This is a genomic window from Brucella pecoris (assembly GCF_006376675.1).
Taxonomy (GTDB): Bacteria; Pseudomonadota; Alphaproteobacteria; order Rhizobiales; family Rhizobiaceae; genus Brucella; species Brucella pecoris.
This window is the reverse complement of sequence record NZ_VEWK01000007.1, coordinates 121015-144293: the sequence shown is the minus strand read 5'-3', so window position 1 is coordinate 144293 and position 23279 is coordinate 121015. Positions and strand designations below refer to the sequence as shown.

Genomic DNA, 23279 nt, shown 5'->3' with positions numbered 1-23279 from the left:
ATCAGCAATTCACACGAAACAAGAAAACCCGGCGCATTCTCGAACCGGCTCTAAGGAGCGGCATTCTTGCCGCGCCTTTGATATTGATGCTTGCTATCGTTGTCATGCTGTCAGGAGTAGAGCCGAAACTCTCTGCGATGATCGATCAGACCTTCACCGGTTCGATAAGCCCTATCTTAAAGTAATTACCCATTGGCCTTGAAGAAAACGCCTGCATTCCTACTCTTTTAGAATAGCTAAAGGAGTTAATCATGCGTCTTGTTATCACGACTTTATTTTTTGGTCTGTCCGTTGCTGCTGCCTATGCCGCTCCGCCACCGGAAGGCACCAAACTGTCGGAAATAATCGCGAAAATCGAACAAAATGCAGACACGGCTTTTATCGATGAAGTCGACTGGAATGATCGCGGTTACTATGAGGTCGAATATGTCACCAAGGCTGGCGCCAAGGTTGAGGTCAAGGTCGATCCGAAAACCGGAGAAAATGTTCGGTGATTTTCAGCGCTCTTACGAGCGATCGTGCTGGAGCGGGTAGCGGGAATCGAACCCGCGCGTTCAGCTTGGGAAGCTGACAGGCTACCATTACATCATACCCGCAAACTGTAATGTATTTCAGCTAATTAGCGACAAGTTTGATGAGGCCACCTTAGAAAGTCTTACAGTTGGTTTTGCCAAACTATGTTCTCTTTCTGGTCTCGTCAAACTGTTTTGTCGACAGGTTGACCTTGCCACTACATTCGGTTTCGTGACCTCACGAAACACTACAGTGTCGTGACAAATTTTTCATGAAACGTTCCATTGATATCCAGGATTGAGAGGCCATCTGCAGATGACGCTCCCAATCATGCAGCCAGATTTACGGGCTGTTGCAGATGACAGGAATTCCATGGGCAAGATCACAAAGCGCCGGGCACTGCTAATCGTAAATCCTCATGCCCGAAATGGCAGGGGATACGGCACGGATATTCGCTCTGCGCTGGAACGCGGCGGTCTCCAGCTCATCGAGCGAAATCCGCAGGACGACGAGACGATTTCAGATGTGATCCTTCGTGAAAGAGATTGCGACCTTGTTATTGTCGGTGGTGGCGATGGGTCGTTGAATGCTGCGGCTAAAGGGTTGATGGAAACGGGATTGCCGCTTGCAATCCTCCCGCTTGGAACTGCGAACGATTTCGCCCGAACCATCGGCATTCCTGCCGATCCGGTTGAGGCGGCGCGTCGCCTAGTCTCCTACGAGGTACAGCCCATCGATCTGGGGGAGGTGAACGGTCATCTTTACTTCAATGTCGCGAGCATCGGCTTCAGTGCTGAACTGGCGCAGCAACTCAGCTCTGCGGCAAAGAAGAAGTGGGGAAAGCTCGGTTATGCAATGGTTGCGGCACGTATCCTCATGCGTTCGGAGCTTTTCACAGCCTATCTGGAGCACGACGGAATGACGGAGAAAATCCGTACATTGCAGGTCTCTGTCGGGAATGGGAAATTTTACGGTGGTGGCATGGCCGTCAAGAAGGATGCCACAGTCGATGACGGCAGACTGGATTTCTATAGTCTGGAGGTCGATCACTGGTGGAAACTTTTGCGTCTTCTTCCAAGTCTGCGCCGTGGCACCCATTCCAAATGGGATGATGTGCGGGCTTTTCCAACGACCGAAGTGATTGTGCGCACCAAGAAGCCGCGTGCCGTAAACACAGACGGCGAACTGTCAACCTGGACCCCAGCTCATTTTCGCCTGCTGCCCAAGGCGATCAATGTTTACATGCCTCATCCGGCGTTGAGGCCGTAATGTTGACTAGGCAAAAAAAGACCCGCCTTGTTGGAGCGGGTCTAATCCATGACGTTAGGTGACTGGCTCGGAGGTCATTAGAGCCGTTTGAATAACGGTTGAAGGGCTTGAACGTTCCACAATCAAAAGAAAAAATACCAGATAAGCAGCACAATAACGAGCGGAACGCCCATCAGCCAAAGGATCATTGCTCTAAACATTCTTGTTCTCCTTCCTGTTGAAAACTCAACGTTTCGAACTGACGATCGTTCCAAAGTGAGGGGCAGTCACGACACGTTGGAGGTGCACATATGCCATGGAATGCGACTCAAAATACGCGGAATTCCAAAAGCTTTAATGATCCGTCAATGAATCGGTGACATCACTAAATTCTAAAAAGGCGCAACCCGCGTTTCCGGTTGTGTTGTTGAGTAACGGGCGTGTGGCGTATGGATTCGAAACGAGGGCTGAAACATTCGGTCAACGGCAAGGCAGTGAAGCTGCGCGACAAGCGCGGTTCCGTCGCCATGTTGTCATTCATGGCTATCGCTGTCGCCTTGGCGGGCTGCGCATCAGCACCGCAGCCGAAGTCGAAAACAAAACGTTCGAAAGAATACTTTGCCGAATCCAAATATGGCGTGAAAGCCAGCCCACGGGTGGCTTTTTCAAAAGGACAGTCTCTGCCGCGTGGTGGTGGGCGCGATCAGACCGGTCAGCCCTACAAGGTCAAAGGACGCTGGTATTATCCCAAGGAAGATAAGAACTACGTCAAGGTTGGCCATGCCTCCTGGTATGGTGAAGCGTTTCATGGCCGCCTGACGGCGAATGGTGAAGTCTACGACATGGCGCATCTGACGGCTGCGCATCCGACTATGCCGCTGCCGAGTTATGCTCGTGTGACCAACCTTGCGAATGGTAGTTCGGTTGTCGTGCGCGTGAATGATCGTGGTCCTTACGAATATGACCGTGTGATCGATCTTTCCCAGAAAGCTGCCGAGATGCTTGATTATCAGCACCATGGCACGGCGAATGTGAAGGTCGAATATGTCGGAAGAGCTCCGCTGAATGGTAATGACGACGCATTCTTGATGGCGTCTTACCGTCCAGCAGGTGGTGATTCAATCGGCCAACCTGCAACCGGCGTCATGATGGCGATGAATGGGCCAACGCCGACCTCGCCGAAGTCACGCACTCCTATGCCTGTGATGGATGCTGTTCCGGTGTCTGCGCCTATACCTGAAAACTCACCTTTTGCCGTCGATCCTGCTTATAGCGATCCTTCCGGCGGACCATCTCCGTTGTTGCCAGCGAATGTGCCCGTGCCGTCGCAGCGCCCCGGTTCAAGCTTCGGAGTGGCGAATGCTGCCGGTGTAAGCGGTCTTGCCGGCTACGCGTCTGACCGTCTTGCTGTAACCGCTTATACCGAGGAGCGCACCTATGGCAGCATCCTGACAAAGGATGCCATCTCAAGCGCCTGGAAGCGCCGCGAGGCCGAGGAACATGGCGAATATGTCGAACTCGGCACATTCAAGACGCTCGAAGAGGCAAAACAGCTTCAGGCCTCGTTGCCACGAACGACCAGATTTACGCTTACCAAGATTCCAACCGAAACCAGCGAGTCTTACGAGTTGACGGCCGTGGCAGAGAAGGGCGGAAACGATGCCCTGTTGCGCGCGGCCTGGAAGTCAGGCGCGGTGAATGCGTTTGTCGTTCGTCTCGATTGATTGCTCACAATACGGTGATACACGCTGGCATATTGATTTTGGTCGGATTCGTTTCGTAAGCTCTGTCACATTGCTCACGTAACGGGGTTTGCATGGGGCTGATCTCAAAATCATTGATATTTGCGCGGGCGATCTCTGTGGGCGTTTCGCTGGCCGTTTTCGTGCCGGTTGTTAGTCCGGCCGCACCTGTCGAGGCGGCAGTCGTTTCAAAGGCTCCGCAGGTGCTGCTTGTCGATGACCGAAGCGGAACGGTGCTTCTTTCCAAGAATGCCAATGTTCCTATTCCGCCCGCATCTCTTGCCAAGCTGATGACGGCCGAAGTGGTTTTCGAAGCCCTTGATAAAGGCGCGACGACACTCGAAACGCCTTACATTGTCAGCGAGAATGCCTGGAGAACCGGTGGTGCCCCCTCGGGAACATCAACGATGTTCGCGCGCATCAAGTCGGCGCCAACGGTCGCTGATCTGCTGCAGGGAATGATTGTTCAGTCGGCGAATGACGGCGCCATCATATTGGCAGAGGGGCTGGCAGGCAGCGAAGAGGCTTTTGCAAAGCGCATGAATGATCGTGCGCAGGAGCTTGGCTTAACCGGCTCCAAATTTGTAAACTCGACAGGTTTACCCGCTGAAGGGCAGGTGGTCTCGCTGCAGGATCTGGTCAGGCTGGCACGCCATATCCGAACAGCCCATCCCGAATACTATCAATATTATGCGCAACCGGCCTTCACCTGGAACAACATCATGCAACGCAACCGTAACCCCTTGTTGCGGCTTGATGTCGGGGCTGACGGCATGGGAACGGGTTTTACGGAAGCATCAGGTTTTGCGCTGGTTGGGTCGGCGGAACAGAACGGCCGCAGGCTTTATCTGGCGATGAGCGGTCTTGCCAGCATCAAGGAGCGTGAAGAAGAAGCAAAGCGTCTCCTGCAATGGGGGATGACGGCCTTTGACGATGTTCAGCTTTATCCTGCGAACGAAATTGTGGGTGAGGCGCAAGTTTTCGGCGGTGCGCTCACGCATGTGCCGTTGAAGGTCAGGGATCGTGTCGAGCTGCTGCTACCGAAGGACGGTCGCGACAAGCTGAAGGCCCGGATTGTCTATAAGGGGCCGCTCACTGCCCCTGTCGCCGACAACCAGCAGGTCGGTATTCTTCAGTTGGAGCTTAATGGTAGCATTCTTCGTGATATCCCTGTTTTCACGGCGCAATCTGTCGAGGAAGGAAGTCTCTCGAAGCGCGCCTTGGGGTCGGCGATGGAGCTTTCCACCGGCTGGCTGCGGAAATATCTTTAGCCTGCGTTGGGTGTATTCCAGGCTCGACCTGATAGCCAAAGGCCGATAATAACTTTCACAGAAGTCCGTTCGGGCATCGATTCAAACATTTGGAAGTTGGTTTGTCGGGATTGTTCATCACATTCGAAGGCGGCGAAGGAGCGGGCAAGTCAACGCAAATCGCGTTGCTGGCCAAGCATCTACGGTCAAGCGGCTTCGATCCGGTCATCACGCGGGAACCGGGCGGTTCTCCTGGTGCGGAAGCAATTCGCCATGTCATACTGAGTGGCAATGCAGAGAACTACGGTCCAGCGATGGAAGCCCTGCTGTTCGCCGCTGCAAGGGCAGACCATGTGGACCAGCTTATCCGCCCGGCTCTGAATGAAGGACGGGTGGTTCTCTGCGACCGTTTCATCGATTCAAGTCGCGCGTATCAAGGAGTTACCGGCAATCTCGATGGCACCTATATGGCGGCGGTGGAACGCATTGCCATAGACGGTGCTATGCCTGATATGACGATCATTCTCGACATTCCCGCAGAGAAGGGGTTGTCTCGTGCCGGAAAACGGCGTGGCAGCGAAACTGCGGACCGGTTCGAGAAAGAAGATATTGCTGTTCATGAGGCACGACGGCAGGCTTTTCTCACAATCGCCGAAGCGGAACCTGAGCGATGCAAGGTTATTGACGCTGACCGACCGCAAGACGCGATTGCGGGCGATATCGCAAAAGAGGTCGATAGTGTTCTGACGGAAAGAGGGTTGTTGTGATCGAGGAACTCGACGTCCCCAAAGCTCACGATTCCATCGAAGGTGTGCCAGAACCATCGGCAAGCGATTATATCGCCGGGCATCGGGAGATCAGTGATTTTCTGGCGCAAGCCTATCGCGAGGGACGTATGCATCATGCGCTGCTCTTTGAAGGTGCGCAGGGGATTGGCAAGGCAACGCTCGCCTTTCACCTGGCAGGTCATATGCTGGCACATGGCAACAATAGCGACGCGCCGGAGCATATTGCTGCGCCGGACTTTGCGACGCCGCTCTGGCGGCAGATTGCGGGCGGCATGCATCCCGCTGTCCTGCATATCAATCGTCCATTCGATCAGAAGACCGGGAAATTCAAAACGGGTATCCCAGTGGAGGAAATCCGCCGGGTCACGCATTTTCTGACCAGAACGGCATCGGACCACGCCTGGCGCATCGTTATTGTCGACCCTGCCGATGATATGAACCGCAATGCCGCCAACGCCCTCCTGAAAACTCTGGAAGAGCCTCCTGCAAGGGCGCTCTTTATCCTGATTTCCCATTCGGCGGGGCGCTTGCTCCCGACAATCCGGTCGCGCTGCCAGAGCATCGGCTTCAAGCCGCTTGATGATGGTGCGCTGACGGATGCCTTGGCACATGTCGGCCCCGGTGTTGGAATGGAGGCTGAAGCCGTAACACAAACGCTGCTCCAGCGATCGGAAGGCAGCGTGCGCAAGGCACTTTTGCTGGTGGCGCATGGCGGCATTGAAATTTCCGACACAGTCGATTCTCTTCTTGAAGGACAAAATTTCGATTTGCCGAAAGCGCAGGCGCTCGCTGGCATATTGAATGGTCGGGAGTCGGAGGTTCAGTATGAACTGTTCCGTGACCATCTGCTGGCGCGGGTCGCAATCGAAGCTCGTCGTCGTGCGGAGGAAGGACAACTGCGTGATGCCGATCGCTGGTCGCGCTTCTGGAGCGATCTCGTGCGCGAAACCGTGGACGCCGAAACCTACAATCTCGACCGCCGGCAAGCTGTGGTAATCCTTTTGGGAAAAACGCATCGCGCTTTTCGTTCTGGTCAGCCTCCGCTTGCGTGACATGGCCGCTGACATGCGTTATGTCACCGCTGATAATTTTCTCCTCGTGTGTCTGCTAATCATTCAGGCGCGCTTTCAAACTTCGAAAGACCGGGTCCATAATGAGCCGCGAAAAATATTACATCACCACCGCGATTGCTTATCCTAACGGAAAACCGCACATCGGCCACGCGTATGAACTGATCGCGACCGATGCAATGGCGCGTTTTCAGCGCCTGAACGGCAAGGATGTTTTCTTTCTGACCGGTACGGACGAACACGGTATCAAGATGCTGCAGAGCGCGCGCAAGGAAGGCATCACGCCACGCGAGCTGGCAGATCGCAATACGGCTGCGTTCCGGCAGATGGCGGACGTGCTGAACAGCTCGAATGACGATTATATTCGCACTTCGGAAGAGCGCCATTACAAGGCGAGCCAGGCCATCTGGAAAGCGATGGCCGACAATGGCGATATCTACAAGGGTGGATATGCCGGTTGGTACTCCGTGCGTGACGAAGCCTACTACGGCGAAGAGGAAACGGAAGTCCGCGAGGATGGCGTTCGCTATGGCCCGCAGGGTACGCCCGTCGAATGGGTTGAGGAAGAAAGCTATTTCTTCCGTCTCTCAGCCTATCAGGACAAGCTGCTTGATCTTTACGAGAATAATCCGGGCTTCATCATGCCTGCGGAGCGCCGCAACGAGATTGTGAGCTTCGTGAAGTCCGGTCTGAAGGACCTGTCGATTTCGCGCACGACCTTCGACTGGGGCATTCCGGTGCCGGGCGACGAGAAGCACGTCATGTATGTCTGGGTCGACGCCCTGACCAACTACATTACCGCTCTCGGCTATCCCGACACTTCAGACGAAAAGTGGGGTTACTGGCCTGCCGATGCGCATATCATCGGCAAGGACATCTCGCGCTTTCACGCTGTCTATTGGCCGGCATTTCTGATGTCGGCTGGTATTCCGCTGCCGAAGCGGGTTTTTGCACATGGTTTCCTGTTTAATCGCGGCGAGAAAATGTCGAAGTCCCTCGGCAATGTGATCGATCCGTTCGGTCTTGTTGAGCGCTATGGGCTCGATCAGTTGCGCTATTTCCTGATGCGTGAAGTCCCGTTCGGTCAGGACGGCAGCTACAGCCATGACGCGATCGTCAACCGTACCAACGCCGATCTGGCAAATGATCTCGGCAATCTTGCACAACGTTCCCTGTCGATGATCGCCAAGAACTGTGAAGGCAAGGTTCCTGTTCCGGGTGAACTTTCCGACGCGGATAAGGCCATTCTGGATCAGGCCGATGCGGCACTCGATACCGCGCGCAAGGCAATGGACGACCAGGCGCTGCATCTCGCGCTTGGGGCGATTTTCGCTGTTGTTGCCGAAGCCAACCGCTATTTCGCCGGACAGGAGCCTTGGGCTTTGCGCAAGACTGATCCAGCACGCATGGGCACTGTCCTTTATGTGACGGCCGAAGTGATCCGGCGTGTGGGCATCATGGTGCAGCCGTTCATTCCGCAGTCGGCGGAAAAGCTTCTCGACATACTGGCAATTCCTGCCAACAAGCGTCAGTTCTCCGACGTGACGGCAAGCCAGCTTGTCGGCGGGACCGATCTGCCAGCTCCGCAGCCGGTATTCCCGCGCTATGTGGAAACAGAAGAGCAGAACTGAGTTCGATGATGCTTGTCGATAGTCATTGTCACCTCGACTTTGCCGACTTCGAGCCGGAGCGCGATGACATCGTTCAGCGCGCTCTGGATGCCGGGGTCAGACGCATGGTGACCATTTCCACACGGGTCAAGAAGTTCGACACGATCCGTGCGCTCGCTGAAACCTATGATTCCGTTTATTGTTCGGTTGGAACCCATCCGAATAATGCGCATGAAGAACTGGACGTGACCGCCGATGATCTCGTGCGTCTGGCCGAGCACCCGAAAGTGGTGGCTATCGGCGAGGCGGGACTCGACTATCACTATGATTATGCGCCACCGGCAGCACAGAAGCAGGGTTTTCTCGTGCACATCGAGGCGGCACGTCGTACTCAATTGCCGCTGGTCATTCATGCCCGTAGCGCAGATGAGGATATGGCCGAGATTCTGGAGCGTGAGACGGAAAAGGGCGCCTTTCCGTTCATCCTGCACTGCTTCTCTTCCGGTCGCGCTCTGGCTGAAAAGGGCATCGCGCTCGGCGGTTACGTCTCTTTCTCGGGAATTCTGACTTTCAAAAACTCAGCCGAAATCCGCGAAGTTGCTTCCATCGTTCCGCGTGATCGTTTGCTCGTCGAGACGGATGCTCCTTATCTGGCGCCGGTTCCTTATCGTGGCAAGCGCAACGAGCCTTCTTTCGTGCAGCATACCGCCGCCGTACTTGCCGAGACGATTGGCGTGAGCAGGGAAGAAATTGCGCAAATTACCAGCGAAAATGTCTTCCGCCTGTTCTCCAAGATGCCTATGCCAGAAGATTTGGCCGCAAAAGGAAATTGATCGTGACAGCGCCGCGTAATTGCCTGCGTTTTACGCTTCTGGGCTGCGGGTCGTCTCCCGGTGTACCGCGTATCAACGGTGATTGGGGCAGTTGCGATCCGGAGAATCCGAAAAACAGGCGTCGCCGTGCATCGCTCCTGGTTGAGCGATTTGACAATGCCGGTAATAACACAACGGTCGTGATTGATACGGGGCCGGATTTCCGTAGCCAGATGATCGATGCTGGAGCGCACAGCCTTGATGCGGCTGTCTATACCCATCCGCATGCAGACCATATTCACGGTATCGATGATCTTCGCACATATGTGGTTGAAAACCGTCGCCTCATGGATGTCTATGCCAATCGGCTGACGCGTAACCGGCTCTTCGACGCTTTTGGCTATTGTTTCGAAACACCTGCCGGATCGAACTATCCACCAATTCTCAGCATGCACGACATCGCTCCTGAGACGCCGTTTTCCATATCGGGAGCGGGAGGTGCAATCCATTTCGAGCCGTTCAGCCAGGTCCATGGCGATATTGAATCGCTGGGCTTTCGTATAGGTTCTGTCGTTTATTGCACGGACGTGAGTGCTTTTCCTGAACAAAGCCTCAAGCATTTGGATGACGCCGAGGTGCTCATCATTGATGCATTGCAATACCGTCCCCATCCAAGTCATTTCTCGCTTGGCGAAGCGCTTGAATGGATCGAGAAACTGGCGCCTCAGCGCGCCATTCTCACGCATATGCACGTCCCGCTCGATTATGAAACTGTCCTGCGCGAGACGCCGGACAATGTTGAACCGGGATATGATGGGCTCCGCTTCGAGATACGGCTTTAAGTTTCGAGCTTGCGATGAAAATAGCCCGCGATGAGATCATCGCGGGCTTTTCACTTGAAGTTCTGTGGTTTAGCCAATCGCGCCCTTGGACGGGAAGGGCATCACATTGCTGCCTTCGATAGCTTTGGTTGCCTTGTCTTCGAGCTTAAGACCACCGGCGCGGAGCAGATCGGTAAAGCGTCCGCCACGGGCGGCAAGTTCATCGAAGCTACCGCTTTCGACCAGATGTCCCTTGTCCATGAACAGGACGAGGTCGGCCGAGCGGACCGTCGAAAGACGGTGCGCGATGATGAAGGTCGTACGGTTGTGACTGAGATCGTCAACCGCCTGCTTCACCTTCTCTTCGGTTTCGACGTCGAGCGCACTGGTCGCTTCATCGAGAACGAGGATAGGCGAGTCCTTCAGGATTGCGCGAGCGATCGCGAGGCGTTGGCGTTCGCCGCCAGAAAGTTGTGAGCCGCGTTCACCGACAACCGTATCGTAACCATCGCTCTTGGCCAGAATGAAGTCGTGGGCTGCAGCAGCACGTGCTGCTGCGTGTACTTCCTCATGCGTGGCACTTTCACGGCCGACACGAATATTCTCTTCGACCGAGCGATTGAACAGGCCGGCATCCTGAAAGACGGTTGCAATCGCATGGCGCAACGAACGACGGCTGACGGTACGCGTATCTGTTCCGTCGATCGTGATACGGCCTGCTGCTGGATCGAAAACGCGCTGCAACAGATTGATGAGAGTGGTTTTGCCTGCGCCTGTTGGCCCGACAATAGCCACCGTCTGCCCCGGCTTGATTTCGAAGGACACATCATAGACGCCCTGGCCGGAATTCGGAAACTCAAAGGTGACATTGTCGAAAACGATGTCGCCCTTGACGTCGGTGAGATCCGAGACGTCCTGCGGTTCCTGACGATCAGCCGTAGCGTCTTCCATCTGGAAGAATTCTTCAAGCTTGGCGCGTGCGGTAACTGTCTGGTTGATGAACGCGCTGATCTGGTCGAGACGGCCGATCATCAACTGGGCAAAGCCGATAAAGGCAATCACATCGCCCACGCGCATCTGGCCCTTGGTGACGAAGTAGGCACCCAAAACAAGAACCACCACCATCGAGAAAGTTGAGGCCATGCGGTTTAAGCCGCTGGCTAGCGCCCACCAGTTGAGGACTGGAAACTGCGCCTTCTCAAGATTTTTGGCGTAATCGCGCAGAGACTGGGTTTCCGACGCAATACGGTTATAGCTCTGTACGACCGAAACGTTGCTAATCGTATCGCTAACGTGTTCGAACAGCTTGTGGTGATGCTTCTCGACAGCGACCTGGCCGTCTTTGGTCTTGCGCATCACCAGTTGACCGATCATCACATAGATGACGCCGAGCACGATCAGCACCAGCGACATGCGCATATCCATGTTCATTGCAACCGGAATGAGCGTCACCAGGGCAACGATCGTCGTCAAATGCTGGCGCATGAATTCGAGCCAGAGCGTGAACAGCGAGTCCGTTGCGCGGATCAGCGTATGGAGTGCGTTGGACGTCCCGCGCTTCTGGTGCCAGGAAAGTGGCATTGTGATGAGGCGTTCATAAGAATCGATCATCACGCCCAGACGACGGCGGTGTGCCAGGCGGTCGGCTCCGCGTGCAACAAAAACCGCAGCAACAATGTTGAAGCCACCAAGGGCAGCCCACATCGCAAGAGGCGAGAAGATATCGCCCTTGTCGGAGATGGCCTGAATGACCCGGCCGAACAGAATAGGTTCGGCAAGTGTGACCAGGGCAACCAGGACACTCGCGACACACATGGTTATCGTCGCGGTCTTCTCGACCGCAAGGTATTCCATGGCTCGCCAGTAAATTTTGAGCAATGACACTTTCGCACTCCCGCTCGTTCTATTTCACGGGACTAAATGGTATAGCCCCGTTGTTCTATCAATATCTGATGGCGGCAAGAAGTGGCGATTGGGTGTCAAGATCGACCATAAATTAAAAACGGGTGTAACCGAGTGTGAAGATTCGGTGGTCGGAATCGAATTCTATGGAGAAAGCTGAGCTAGCTACAGCTAATGCAGCCAAATTGCAGTTTTCAGGAATTCTGCCTAGTAATCGGCGGAACTCGCGTCTATTGACAGGATTAAGCGACCAGCGCGTGTGTACGTGCGGTATTAGGAAGAGTTGATCGGGTTTCTCAATGGCAGGCGTAGAACAGAAGATTGTGGATACAAGCGAAGCGGGCATGCGGCTCGATCGCTGGTTCAAAGTCCATTATCCGGGGCTCGGTTTTGGTCACCTGCAGAAACTCCTGCGGTCGGGGCAAGTTCGTATCGACGGTTCCAGGGCCAAGGCCGACACGCGTATTCAGGCAGGACAGACTGTTCGTATCCCACCTCTGGGTGTCGATGAAAAAGCCGCTGGGCCGGTCACGGCGCGGACAATCCGCAGCCAGCAGGACGGTGACGTGCTTTCGCAGATGCTTCTCTATGAAGATCCGAAAGTGTTCGTTTTCAACAAACCGGCCGGTCTCGCCGTCCAGGGCGGATCGGGTTTGACACGGCACGTTGATGGAATGCTGGAAGCCTGGCGCAACAAGAGGGGCGAAAAGCCGCGTCTTGTCCATCGTATTGACCGCGACACATCCGGTGTACTGGTTGTGGCGCGCACACGTGGTGCAGCACAGGCACTGACCGCCGCTTTCCGCGAACGCGACACCAAGAAGACCTATTGGGCATTGGTGAAGGGTGTTCCGCGCAAACGTGAGGACAAGATTTCCACGTGGCTCGTCCGGGATCAGACACCGGACGGTGACAAGATGCGCGTTTGCCAGCACGGCGAACCGGATTCCGATCATGCGATCTCGTATTATCGCATCATCGAGAAAGCGGGAAACAACCTGACCTGGCTCAAAATGGAACCTTATACCGGTAGAACCCACCAGTTGCGCGTGCATGCAGCCTATATCGGTCATCCAATCATCGGTGATCCCAAATATTTTGAAGCCGACCAGAACTGGGAGTTTCCGGGCGGGATACAAAAACGCCTGCATCTTCATGCGCGACGTATTCGTATTCCGAACCCGTCAGGCGGCGTTATCGATGTGACAGCACCATTGCCGCCACACATGGTGCAGTCATGGAACCTGCTCGGCTTCGACGAGGAAAGTGCGGAAGATTAAAAATGTCAGGCGAAGCGGGGGGATCGTCCCAAGGACGAGTTTCGTTCGATGGGCTGGCCATCATGCTGGTCATGTTCATCATGTTCAGTTGGGGACTAAATCAGGTTGCCATCAAGATCGGCAATCGAGGGTTCAATCCCATGCTGATGGCGGCAGGGCGCGCAGCACTCGGTGGTGTGTGCGTTTTTCTCTGGTGTTACTGGCGCCGTATTCCGCTTTTCAATCGTGATGGTACGCTCGCGGCCGGGATAGCCGCCGGTTTGCTGTTCGGTACTGAGTTCGTTCTGATTTTTCTCGCGATGGAGCTGACGAGCGTGGGGCGTGTTACCCTCATGATGAACGTCATGCCGTTCTGGGTTGCTATCGGAAGCCATTTTCTTCTCGGCGAGCGGATGTCAGTCCGGGCTTTCCTAGGCATGTGTATTGCCTTTCTGGGTGTGTTTCTCGTCTTCTCCGACCATGTCAGCCGACCGGGACCACTTGCAATTTATGGCGATCTGCTGGCTCTGGTGGCTGGTGTGCTGTGGGGGCTTACCACGCTGGTCATCAAGAGAACGCGGCTTGCTTATACCGCGCCGGAAAAGACACTTCTTTATCAGCTGGTAGTTGCGGCTCTGGTGCCGCTGCCATTCATCTCGTTGAGCGGCCCGCTGCTTCGCAGCCCTGATATACTATCCATATCAGCCTTCCTCTTTCAGGCAATATTCGTGGTGGCCTTCACCTATCCGCTCTGGTTCTGGATGGTGCGCCGATACCCTGCATCGAAGCTTTCGAATTTTGCATTCCTCACGCCAGCATTTGGCGTGTTATTGAGCGGTCTCATTTTGAACGAGCCTCTGAGCTGGAAAATATTCGCGGCTCTCGCGCTGGTCGGTTGCGGACTGATGATCATCAATAAACCTGCAAAGGTCTCCAACGCCCGATGAAACTGGTACTTTTCGATTGCGACGGAACGCTGGTAGACAGCGGTGACTTCATTCACAGATGCATGGCAACGAGTTTTACTGATGCCGGTCTGGAACCTCCAGCAATCGAAGAAACGCATTCGATCATCGGCTTGTCGTTACATCTGGCCATCGCGAAGCTTCTGAAGCGCGAACCGGATGATCAGGTGCAATGGCTGACGCAGCGCTATAAGGACAATTTTGTCATGCTGCGACAAGCTCCTGATTTTGCAGAGCCGCTCTACGATGGAATTCTGCCGCTCCTGACGGAACTTGGAGCAAGGGACGACCTTCTGCTCGGTATCGTGACCGGAAAGTCCCAGCGTGGCGTTCGTTCTGTATTCGAGCGCCATGGCATAGGGCATCATTTCGTAGTGACGCGTACTGCCGACGATTGCCCGTCGAAACCGAATCCGGCCATGGTGCTTGAATCTTGCGCGGAAATGGGCATAGAACCCGACCGAACGATTGTTATCGGCGATGCTGTTTATGATATGCAGATGGCCCGCTCGGCAGGCGCTGTGGCGGCGGGCGTGTCGTGGGGTTATCATAACAGGCAGGGACTGATCGAAGCGGGCGCACATCACATTCTGGAAGCGCCATCCGAACTTCATGCACTGCTGCATGGTATGGACGAACAGGTTCTTTAGTCACTGAACCTTCCGGCCAAGCCAGCGACAAAGAACTGGACAAATCTATGCGTGATATTTTGAACGATCTTGAATCGGGAAAGCAGCTTTCGGACGAAAATCCGATCGTGCGGGCACAAAAGCTGATGCTTGCGCAGATGCCTAAACGCTTCTACGAAAAAGCGGAAGTGGCCGAAGTTGAAGGCGGCTTTGCCGTCCATCTGGATGGCCGTCCGGTCAAGACGCCTGCGCGTAATCTTCTGCTGCTGCCGACCGAGGCGGCTGCCCAAATCGTAGCGGCTGAATTTGTTGCGCAAGAAAAGGTAATCGATCCGGGAAAGATGCCCGCTACCCGCCTCGTCAATACGGCGATTGACGGAATTGCGCAGGATCCGCAGGCGGTATTTGAGGATATTCTGCGTTTTGCGGGGACGGACATGCTTTGCTATCGCGCCGATAGCCCGCAGGAGCTTGTTTCTCGACAGACTGAGCAATGGGACCCGCTAATCGACTGGATGGAAGGCCTCGGCGCCAGGTTTTCACTCGCCGAAGGTGTGATGCACATTGAACAGCCGCGCGAAGCGATAGCAGCACTCGGCGTGCATCTGGCTGCCTTCAAGGATCCAATCGCGCTGGCATCACTGCATACGATGACGACGCTGACGGGATCGGCGATTATTGCGTTTGCCATCGCCAAGGGAGAAGTGACCGCAGAACAAGGCTGGAATCTGGCGCATATCGATGAGGATTGGACCATCGAGCAATGGGGATCTGATGCGGAAGCCGTAGAGCGACGCAAGAACCGTGAAATCGAGATGATGATGGCTGCCCGCGTTCTCGAGGCACTTTAAGTATAAGAATTATTGTACTGATTTAATAAAGAAACCCCGGCAATGCCGGGGTTTCTTTTTACGCGCGCAATCATCAAGTGTTGCGCGTCGTTCCCCTCGGTAAAAGCAAAAGAAATTGCGCGGACGGATTGGCGCCCGCGCAGTTTTCTTAAACCGAGTAGTACATGTCGTACTCGACCGGATGCGGCGTCGTTTCGTAACGCAGCACTTCGGCCATCTTGAGTTCAATGAAGCTGTCGATCTGATCGTCTTCGAATACGCCGCCGGCCTTGAGGAACTCACGATCCTTGTCGAGCGACTGCAGTGCTTCACGAAGCGAACCGCAGACGGTTGGGATCTTCTTGAGTTCCTTTGCAGGCAGATCGTAGAGATCCTTGTCCATAGCCTGACCCGGGTGGATCTTGTTCTTGATGCCATCAAGACCAGCCATCAGTAGGGCTGCGAAGCAGAGATATGGGTTTGCTGCTGGATCTGGAAAGCGAACTTCAAGGCGCTTCGACTTCGGCGACGAGCCGAAAGGAATACGGCAGGAAGCCGAACGGTTGCGAGCCGAGTAAGCCAGCAAAACCGGAGCTTCGTAACCTGGGACCAGACGCTTGTAGGAGTTGGTCGATGGGTTGGTGAATGCGTTCACAGCCTTGGCGTGCTTGATGACGCCGCCGATGAAGTACAGGCAGTTTTCCGACAGGCCGGCATATTCGTTACCAGCGAAGGTTGGCTTGCCGTCTTTCCAGATCGAGAAGTGAACGTGCATACCCGAACCGTTGTCGCCGAAAACCGGCTTTGGCATGAAGGTTGCAGTCTTGCCGTAGGCATTGGCAACCTGATGCACAACATACTTGTAGATCTGCATCTTGTCGGCGTTGCGAACTAGCATGTCGAACTTCACACCCAGTTCGTGCTGAGCCGAAGCCACTTCGTGGTGGTGCTTTTCAACGGTTACGCCCATTTCGGTGAGGACGGTCAGCATTTCCGAGCGCATATCCTGCGCACTGTCGATCGGCGGAACCGGGAAGTAACCACCCTTGACGCGTGGACGGTGGCCGAGATTGCCGGTTTCGTAATCGGTATCGTCGTTCGATGGCAGTTCGGTCGAGTCGAGCTTGAAGCCGGTGTTGAACGGATCGACCTTGTACTTGACGTCGTCGAATACGAAGAATTCAGCTTCCGGGCCAACATAAACAGTGTCGCCGATGCCGAGCGACTTCATGTAGGCTTCGGCCTTCTTTGCAGTCGTGCGAGGATCGCGACCATAGGCTTCACCCGAAATCGGATCAAGGATATCGCAGAGAATGACCAGCGTGGACTGAGCGAAGAATGGATCGATATGAGCTGTTTCAGGATCCGGCATGAGAACCATATCGGATTCATTGATGGCCTTCCAGCCGCCGATCGATGAACCGTCAAACATGACGCCGTCTTCGAACATTTCTTCGTCTACGAGGCCAATATCCATCGTGACGTGATGCAGCTTGCCCTTGGGGTCGGTGAAGCGCAGGTCAACAAACTTGATGTCGTTGTCTTTGATCTGTTTCAGAATGTCATTGGCAGTCGTCATTTTGGTATCCTGTTTGCACGACGATGGATTGTACGCAGGTCTTATCAGATGGCATCCACGCCGGATTCACCGGTACGGATACGAATAACTTCTTCGATATTGGAGACGAAAATCTTACCATCGCCGATGCGTCCCGTCTGGGCAGCCTTGCGGATGGCTTCAATAGCACCGTCCACGGTTTCGTCAGCGACGATGACCTCAACTTTCACCTTGGGAAGAAAGTCGACGACATATTCGGCGCCGCGGTAAAGTTCGGTATGACCTTTTTGTCGCCCAAAGCCCTTGGCTTCGATGACAGTGATCCCCTGCAAGCCGACTTCCTGAAGGGCTTCCTTCACTTCATCCAGCTTGAAGGGCTTAATGATGGCTTCGATCTTTTTCATCAGAGAATGGTCTCCGCTCTTCTTCGGAAATGAGCATTGTGCTCGTTTCATCAATAGAGAAGCATGAAGTGTGCCAGTTTGAAGTGGGTGTAAGAAATTTCTTCAGTTTCCTTCATTCCGGGGCAGAGTGGCACTATTCTTGATGCTTGCACAAGCGTCACTATGTCGGCAAGTATGAAATAGGCCGTATTGATCTGGTTTATCTGTCTAAAAATTAGTCATTCTGCACCAAAAGAGGGCAGGCTTGCATAAAGTGGAGTGCCGCGTATTTAATCACATCGACAACCCGTGTTGAAAAGGTACGCGATGTACGAGTTGCTGACTCCGCAGGAAATGGCAGAAGCGGATCGCCAGACGATCGAGACTGGTATCAAGGATGGTTTCTCGCTGATGCTTGCGGCAGGGCGAGCGGTTGCGGATGTCGCGCAGCGGATGTTTCCCCGCAATGCGCCTGTCGCTGTTCTGTGCGGACCCGGCAACAATGGCGGCGACGGTTACGTTGCCGCACAGTTTCTACTGGAAGCGGGATTGGAAGTTGTATGCTTCGCATCAGCTCCCCCTCGGAAAGGCTCGGATGCCATGCGCGCATCGCTTTTCTACAAGGGACCTGTGACCAACTTCAACGAGTTTTCGACCGCGAGTTTTGGAGGTGTAATCGATGCTCTATTCGGCGCAGGATTGGCTCGTGACATTCACGGGGCCGAAGCTGTAGCAATTGATGCGGTGAATGCCTCTGACCTGCCTGTTGTGGCAGTTGATTTGCCAAGCGGCATATCCGGTGAAGGCGGGGGCATCCTCGGAACGGCGATCCGGGCGCGAGCGACAGTCACGTTCTTTTGCAAGAAGCCTGGCCACCTGCTGCAGCCGGGAAGGGCGCATTGCGGTGTTCTCCATGTCGCGGATATCGGTATTCCAGATCACATACTTGCAACAATCGAACCGCGCACTTTCGAGAATGCTCCTGAGCTTTGGGAAGGCACGTTGCCGGTCCTTGGCGCTGAGGCTTACAAATATAGTCGTGGCCACGTCGCGGTGTTTTCCGGCGGGGCTCATTCGACGGGCGCGGCACGCCTGTCAGCTGTTGCGGCAGCTCGTAGCGGAGCGGGTGCGGTAACGCTTTTGTCTCCGCCCGACGCCATGGCGGTGAACGCGGCTCATCTGACCAGCATCATGGTTCGTGAAACTCGTGGTTTGAGAGATGCTCGGCAGTTCCTTTCCGAACGCAAGGTTGCTGCAGCGGTGCTCGGTCCGGGTTATGGAAATCCGACTTTTGCACGTGAACATGCCTTGTTACTCGCAAGCAGCGGGCTGGAAGGGTTTCGTGGCCTAGTTCTGGATGCCGACGGGATTACGGCTTTTGAACGGAATCCAGATGAGCTATTCGAAAAGCGGCAGGGTGCCGAGACTGCGCTCGTGCTTACACCGCACGAAGGAGAATTCCGGCGACTGTTCCCTGATATTGCAAAGAACTCGACCTCGAAGATCGAAAAGGCGCGTGAGGCTGCAAGGCGCGCCAATGCAGTCATTGTATATAAAGGGCCTGATACCGTGATCGCGGAACCGGAAGGGCTGGCTGTCGTCAATGCCAATGGAACACCGTTGCTGGCGACGGCAGGATCAGGTGATGTGCTGACGGGTATAGTCTGTGGCCTGCTTGCGCAGGGCATGCCTGCATTCGTCGCTGCCTGTGCGTCGGTATGGATGCATGCAGACGCTGCGCGTCGCTTCGGTCATGGCCTTATCGCCGACGATCTGCCTGCTCAGCTTCCCAAGGTTTTGTCGGCGTTAGAGCGATCTTCCCGAAATTAACGACCGGACGTTCGGCTGTTCTTGGTGCCGACGTCAACGGTGATGCTTCCAGAGACCGAAACATCTGTATTGCCGATACGAAAGTTCTTCCAGTTGCCGCTCGGCGTCTGGTCCGGTTCGGGAGCAGGAGGCGGGGCAGACACGATAGGCTTCGGTGGTTGTACGCCGGGCAGGCCCGGCGATCTTTCATTCGCAGACGCAGTTGATATGATGGCTAAGAAAATAGTGCCAAATATAAGGAAACGCTGCGCAATCATTTTCAATCTCCCTTATACGGGGGCAGCAACCGCATCGATGAGTTGCCCAGCCATTTCAAGGGTAAACTCGTTGAAATGAGAGATAATGCGGCTTGGATCGTAATGCTGTACGGGAAGATCAGTATATCCGAAATCGACGGCAACCACTGGAATGCCAGCCGCCTTCGCAGTGTCGATATCAGTTCGGCTATCCCCAACCATGATTGCCCGTTCGCGATTGCCGCCGGCCCGCGCGATGGTTTCGGTGAGATGACGCGGATCGGGCTTGCGATAGGCGAAAGTATCAGCGCCGCAAATCGCACCAAATCGCCCGGCTTCACCCATTGAAGTCAGGAGTTTGACCGACAAAGCTTCAAACTTGTTCGTGCAAACTGCCAGTTCGTAACCGTGTGCCGAGAAACGGTCCATCGCCTCCAGAACACCCGGGAAGAAGGTCGAGTGTCCAGGCATGTTGTCTGCATAATGCTCGCGAAATTCTTCGACGAGATTATCGAGCTGTGCTTCGTTGGTCTGTTTCTGCTGTGCGGCAAAGGCGCGCTCGATCATGACGCGCCCGCCCTGGCCGACAAATCTCCGCAACGATTCACGATCTGCCGTTTTCAGGCCCGATATTGCGAGGCAGTGATTAAGGCTGTCGAGAAGGTCCGGTGCTGTATCGACAAGTGTTCCGTCGAGATCAAAAACGATGATGGGCTTGGGATTGGCGGCAGACATTAGCTTCTCGTGGGTAAATTGGGGAATGGGGCATTCCTATCTGATTGTCGTCTTCGGCTCAACCTTGCGATCAGATTTGCTTGGAACGCGATTCGATCTGATGAAATGAGATCGCCATCCTAACGGTTTTTTGGACGCGTATCATGTCGGAAGACAGTTTCACGCTTTTCGGGATGCGTTCAAAAGCCGAAATTCTGCGTCATAGTTCGAATAGTTGCTTTGTTGTGTCGCGCCCGCATGCTAGAGGCGAACCGGACCATAATGAGAATCCGCAAGGGACTATCGGGAATTTGGGTATGGACGAAGCTCGCAAGCTGAAAATCGCAGCCGCCGCAGAAGCACTCACGCACGTCAAAGACGGAATGCGGCTGGGGATTGGGACAGGTTCGACGGCCGAGGAATTCGTGCGGCTGCTTGCCGAAAAGGTAGGTAACGGCTTCAAGATCATTGGAGTGCCCACCTCCGAACGCACTGCGAAACTTTGCGAGGAACTCGGCGTTCCGCTTACGACGCTTGATGAAACGCCTCATCTCGATCTTACCGTAGATGGCGCTGACGAAGTCGACACGAACCTCTCGCTCATCAAGGGCGGCGGTGGAGCTCTTCTTCGCGAAAAGATCGTGGCTGCCGCGTCGGATGCCATGATCGTTATTGCTGACGGTTCGAAGGTCGTCGAGACGCTAGGGCGTTTTCCCCTGCCTGTGGAAGTCAATCGTTTCGGTCTCGGCGCTACCATGCGCGCGATCGAAGAGGTAGCTGCAAAGTGTGGCCTTGCAGGCCCGCTGGCGCTGCGTTTAAAAGATGGCTCACCCTTCGTAACGGATGGTGGGCATTATATCGTGGATGCATCTTTTGGCCGCATTCCCGATCCAAAGACACTATCTGACGCTCTCTTCGCAATTCCAGGCGTTGTCGAGCACGGACTTTTCATCGGACTGGCGCGTGCGGCAGTGATTGCCGGCAACGACGGCATCCGCACCATGAACCGGTCTTGAACTGATTAAACGGAGTACTGACCATATGATCCCGGCAACTGGCTTTCGCCGTCTGATTGCACCGTTTTCCGCGCTCGTACTGATGTCGGGCATTCATGCGGCATCCGCACAGGAAATCACAGAAGCTCATTTGGAAGCTGCCCGTGCTGCAATTTCTGCAATTGATGCTACCGCGCAGTTTGACGAAATTCTGCCGAATGCAGCGCGCGCCCTGAAGGGTGAGCTGATCCAGAAGGATCCGAATCTGGAAGCGCTCATCACCAAGACTGTCGATGACAAGGCTCTTGCTTTGGCGTCCCGTCGCGCAGACCTCGAAACCGAATCCGCGCGTGCCTATGCGAAGGCGTTCTCGGAAGATGAACTGAAGGCCATTGCAGCATTCTACGCGTCGTCAGCAGGCAAGAAGCTTCTGTCAGAAGGCCCGATCGTGACGCGTGAAGTCGTGAAGGCGGCCAACATCTGGCAGAACGGCATCGCCCGTGATCTGGCGACCAGTGTAGCTGAGGTTCTGGCTGCTCAGGCTGGCGCTGCAGCAGCTCCAGCACAGCCTGCACAGCAGTAATTTGTTGCGGTAACGCCGAATTTGAAAGCCCGGTCTCTTGGCCGGGCTTTTTGTTTTGCTTACATATCGGACAACATAATGTTCTATTGGAGAAACCCATGACCGGATTCGACTATGATCTATTTGTTATCGGCGGCGGCTCCGGTGGTGTTCGGGCAGCGCGTCTTGCCGGGGCGATGGGGAAAAAGGTCGGTCTTGCGGAAGAATACCGCATGGGAGGGACATGCGTTATTCGCGGTTGCGTACCAAAAAAGCTTTTCGTCTACGCTTCGCAATTTCCCGAATATTTTGAGGATGCAGCCGGTTACGGCTGGGATGTTGGCGCATCAGCATTCGACTGGAAGAAGCTGATCGATGCTAAGGATAAGGAAATTACCCGGCTTGAGGGGCTCTATACCAAGGGACTTCAGAACTCCGAAGTTGAGATTTTTGCCAGCCGCGCCGAACTTATCGATGAACATACCATAGAGTTGAAAGCAGATGGTCGCCGCGTCACAGCGGATCAGATATTGATTGCAACTGGCGGTCATCCCAGCATGCCCGAAACCATGCCTGGACACGAACACTGCATCAGTTCCAATGAAGCGTTTCATCTCGCTGAACTACCGAAGGCAATCGTTATTGCAGGTGGTGGATACATTGCAGTTGAGTTCGCGAACATATTCCATGGTCTCGGTGTCGAGACCACGCTTGTCTACCGAGGCAAGGAAATTCTCTCCCGTTTTGATCTGGACCTGCGCCATCTTTTGCACGAAACGATGGAAGCGAAGGGCATTCGCATTATTTGCGGAGCCGTTTTCGAAAAGGTCGAGAAGCAGTCTGACGGTAAGCTGAAAATCTCACTGAACAACGGCGAAACACTGTTAGCCGGCCAAGCTATGATGGCTATCGGGCGCAGGGCCAACACGACCGGTCTCGGGCTGGAAAGAGCTGGTGTGCAGACGGACGAACTTGGTGCCATCCCGGTCGATGAATATTCGCGTACCAATATCGCGAGTATCTGGGCAGTGGGTGATGTTACAAACCGTGTCCAGCTAACGCCGGTGGCAATCCACGAAGCCATGTGCTTCCTCGAAACTGCTTTTAAGGATAATCCGACGAAGCCGGATCATGAATTGATCGCGACCGCCGTCTTCTCGCAGCCAGAAATTGGCACGGTTGGTTTGCCCGAAGATGAGGCCGCGAAGAAGTATCCGGAAGTTGAGGTTTACAGAGCGCTATTCCGGCCGATGAAGAACACGCTTTCCGGTCGCAATGAAAAAATGCTGATGAAGCTCATCGTCGATGCAGCAAGCCGCCGTGTTGTCGGAGCTCATATAATGGGACCCGACGCGGGTGAAATGGCTCAGCTTCTGGGTATCTCGCTCAAGTCTGGTGCGACCAAAGATGACTTTGACCGGACAATGGCCGTTCACCCAACAGCAGCCGAGGAATTGGTGACCATGTACAAGCCGACCTATCGTGTTGTGAATGGTGAGAAAGTCGACGGCTAAATCCTTCGCAGCCGGTTTGTCCGGTTAACGAATATTGCTGGCATAAAG

Annotated in this window: 22 protein-coding genes and 1 tRNA gene; 17 read left to right on the top strand and 6 right to left on the bottom strand. The window is 54.6% G+C overall.

Features of this window, described 5'->3' with window-relative positions:
• Positions 1–251 precede the first annotated feature (251 nt).
• Positions 252–494, top strand: a complete 243-nt coding sequence (locus tag FIB18_RS14355; protein ID WP_140021363.1) for a PepSY domain-containing protein — start codon at positions 252–254, stop codon at positions 492–494.
• Positions 495–522: 28 nt separating this feature from the next.
• On the opposite strand, the gene FIB18_RS14350 is transcribed toward FIB18_RS14355, so the two are convergent.
• Positions 523–596 (bottom strand) — tRNA-Gly (locus FIB18_RS14350).
• A 289-nt stretch (positions 597–885) separates the two neighbouring features.
• Between FIB18_RS14350 and FIB18_RS14345 the strand changes: the two genes are divergently transcribed.
• From FIB18_RS14345 to FIB18_RS14310, 8 genes are all read left to right on the top strand, one after another.
• Positions 886–1782 carry a lipid kinase gene (locus tag FIB18_RS14345; RefSeq protein ID WP_140021362.1) on the top strand — a complete coding sequence of 299 codons (897 nt, stop codon included), beginning with the start codon at positions 886–888 and terminating at the stop codon, positions 1780–1782.
• A gap of 428 nt (positions 1783–2210) precedes the next feature.
• Positions 2211–3485, top strand: coding sequence for a septal ring lytic transglycosylase RlpA family protein (locus tag FIB18_RS14340; protein ID WP_140021361.1), 1275 nt, complete (start codon positions 2211–2213; stop codon positions 3483–3485).
• A 92-nt stretch (positions 3486–3577) separates the two neighbouring features.
• Complete coding sequence (locus FIB18_RS14335; RefSeq protein ID WP_140021360.1) at positions 3578–4774, top strand: D-alanyl-D-alanine carboxypeptidase family protein; 1197 nt, start codon at positions 3578–3580, stop codon at positions 4772–4774.
• A gap of 101 nt (positions 4775–4875) precedes the next feature.
• The gene (gene tmk, locus FIB18_RS14330) at positions 4876–5520 is read left to right on the top strand and encodes a dTMP kinase (protein WP_140021359.1); all 645 of its coding nucleotides are present in this window, start codon (positions 4876–4878) and stop codon (positions 5518–5520) included.
• On the top strand, positions 5517–6593 hold the full coding sequence (locus tag FIB18_RS14325) for a DNA polymerase III subunit delta' (RefSeq protein ID WP_140021358.1): 1077 nt from the start codon (positions 5517–5519) through the stop codon (positions 6591–6593). Before tmk ends, FIB18_RS14325 begins: the two co-directional genes overlap by 4 nt.
• Before the next feature lie 101 nt (positions 6594–6694).
• Positions 6695–8242 carry a methionine--tRNA ligase gene (metG, locus tag FIB18_RS14320; RefSeq protein ID WP_140021357.1) on the top strand — a complete coding sequence of 516 codons (1548 nt, stop codon included), beginning with the start codon at positions 6695–6697 and terminating at the stop codon, positions 8240–8242.
• An 8-nt stretch (positions 8243–8250) separates the two neighbouring features.
• Positions 8251–9054: a TatD family hydrolase gene (locus FIB18_RS14315; RefSeq protein ID WP_140021465.1), complete on the top strand. Its 804-nt coding sequence runs from the start codon at positions 8251–8253 to the stop codon at positions 9052–9054.
• Between the two features lie 2 nt (positions 9055–9056).
• Positions 9057–9875: an MBL fold metallo-hydrolase gene (locus tag FIB18_RS14310; protein WP_140021356.1), complete on the top strand. Its 819-nt coding sequence runs from the start codon at positions 9057–9059 to the stop codon at positions 9873–9875.
• Positions 9876–9944: 69 nt separating this feature from the next.
• Here the strand turns inward: FIB18_RS14310 and FIB18_RS14305 are convergent, their stop codons facing one another.
• On the bottom strand, positions 9945–11738 hold the full coding sequence (locus FIB18_RS14305; protein WP_140021355.1) for a glucan ABC transporter ATP-binding protein/ permease: 1794 nt from the start codon (positions 11736–11738) through the stop codon (positions 9945–9947).
• A 317-nt stretch (positions 11739–12055) separates the two neighbouring features.
• Between FIB18_RS14305 and FIB18_RS14300 the strand changes: the two genes are divergently transcribed.
• The 4 genes from FIB18_RS14300 to FIB18_RS14285 are packed head-to-tail and all read left to right on the top strand — an operon-like array spanning position 12056 to position 15460.
• Complete coding sequence (locus tag FIB18_RS14300) at positions 12056–13036, top strand: RluA family pseudouridine synthase (protein ID WP_140021354.1); 981 nt, start codon at positions 12056–12058, stop codon at positions 13034–13036.
• Positions 13037–13038: 2 nt separating this feature from the next.
• Entirely contained in the window at positions 13039–13962 is a 924-nt protein-coding gene (locus FIB18_RS14295; protein ID WP_140021353.1) for a DMT family transporter, read from the top strand.
• A complete protein-coding gene (locus FIB18_RS14290; protein ID WP_140021352.1) occupies positions 13959–14630 on the top strand; it encodes an HAD-IA family hydrolase in 672 nt (223 codons plus the stop codon). Before FIB18_RS14295 ends, FIB18_RS14290 begins: the two co-directional genes overlap by 4 nt.
• Positions 14631–14677: 47 nt before the next feature.
• A complete protein-coding gene (locus FIB18_RS14285) occupies positions 14678–15460 on the top strand; it encodes an ATP12 family chaperone protein (RefSeq protein WP_140021351.1) in 783 nt (260 codons plus the stop codon).
• 148 nt (positions 15461–15608) lie between these two features.
• Here the strand turns inward: FIB18_RS14285 and glnA are convergent, their stop codons facing one another.
• Both glnA and FIB18_RS14275 read right to left on the bottom strand, forming a co-directional pair.
• On the bottom strand, positions 15609–17018 hold the full coding sequence (gene glnA / locus FIB18_RS14280; RefSeq protein ID WP_140021350.1) for a type I glutamate--ammonia ligase: 1410 nt from the start codon (positions 17016–17018) through the stop codon (positions 15609–15611).
• Positions 17019–17062: 44 nt separating this feature from the next.
• On the bottom strand, positions 17063–17401 hold the full coding sequence (locus tag FIB18_RS14275; protein ID WP_007874909.1) for a P-II family nitrogen regulator: 339 nt from the start codon (positions 17399–17401) through the stop codon (positions 17063–17065).
• 306 nt (positions 17402–17707) lie between these two features.
• On the opposite strand from FIB18_RS14275, the gene FIB18_RS14270 reads away from it, so the two are divergent.
• Complete coding sequence (locus tag FIB18_RS14270; RefSeq protein WP_140021349.1) at positions 17708–19210, top strand: NAD(P)H-hydrate dehydratase; 1503 nt, start codon at positions 17708–17710, stop codon at positions 19208–19210.
• Here FIB18_RS14270 and FIB18_RS25455 read toward each other — a convergent pair.
• Together FIB18_RS25455 and FIB18_RS14260 are read right to left on the bottom strand one after the other, a co-directional pair.
• On the bottom strand, positions 19207–19353 hold the full coding sequence (locus tag FIB18_RS25455) for a hypothetical protein (protein ID WP_174977431.1): 147 nt from the start codon (positions 19351–19353) through the stop codon (positions 19207–19209). The genes FIB18_RS14270 and FIB18_RS25455 overlap by 4 nt on opposite strands.
• 126 nt (positions 19354–19479) lie before the next feature.
• A complete protein-coding gene (locus FIB18_RS14260; protein WP_140021347.1) occupies positions 19480–20181 on the bottom strand; it encodes an HAD family hydrolase in 702 nt (233 codons plus the stop codon).
• 296 nt (positions 20182–20477) lie between these two features.
• On the opposite strand from FIB18_RS14260, the gene rpiA reads away from it, so the two are divergent.
• From rpiA to gor, 3 genes are all read left to right on the top strand, one after another.
• On the top strand, positions 20478–21176 hold the full coding sequence (rpiA, locus tag FIB18_RS14255; RefSeq protein WP_140021346.1) for a ribose-5-phosphate isomerase RpiA: 699 nt from the start codon (positions 20478–20480) through the stop codon (positions 21174–21176).
• Between the two features lie 25 nt (positions 21177–21201).
• The gene (locus FIB18_RS14250) at positions 21202–21738 is read left to right on the top strand and encodes a DUF2059 domain-containing protein (protein ID WP_140021345.1); all 537 of its coding nucleotides are present in this window, start codon (positions 21202–21204) and stop codon (positions 21736–21738) included.
• Between the two features lie 98 nt (positions 21739–21836).
• Positions 21837–23231: a glutathione-disulfide reductase gene (gene gor, locus FIB18_RS14245; RefSeq protein ID WP_140021344.1), complete on the top strand. Its 1395-nt coding sequence runs from the start codon at positions 21837–21839 to the stop codon at positions 23229–23231.
• The last annotated feature ends 48 nt before the right edge of the window (positions 23232–23279 follow it).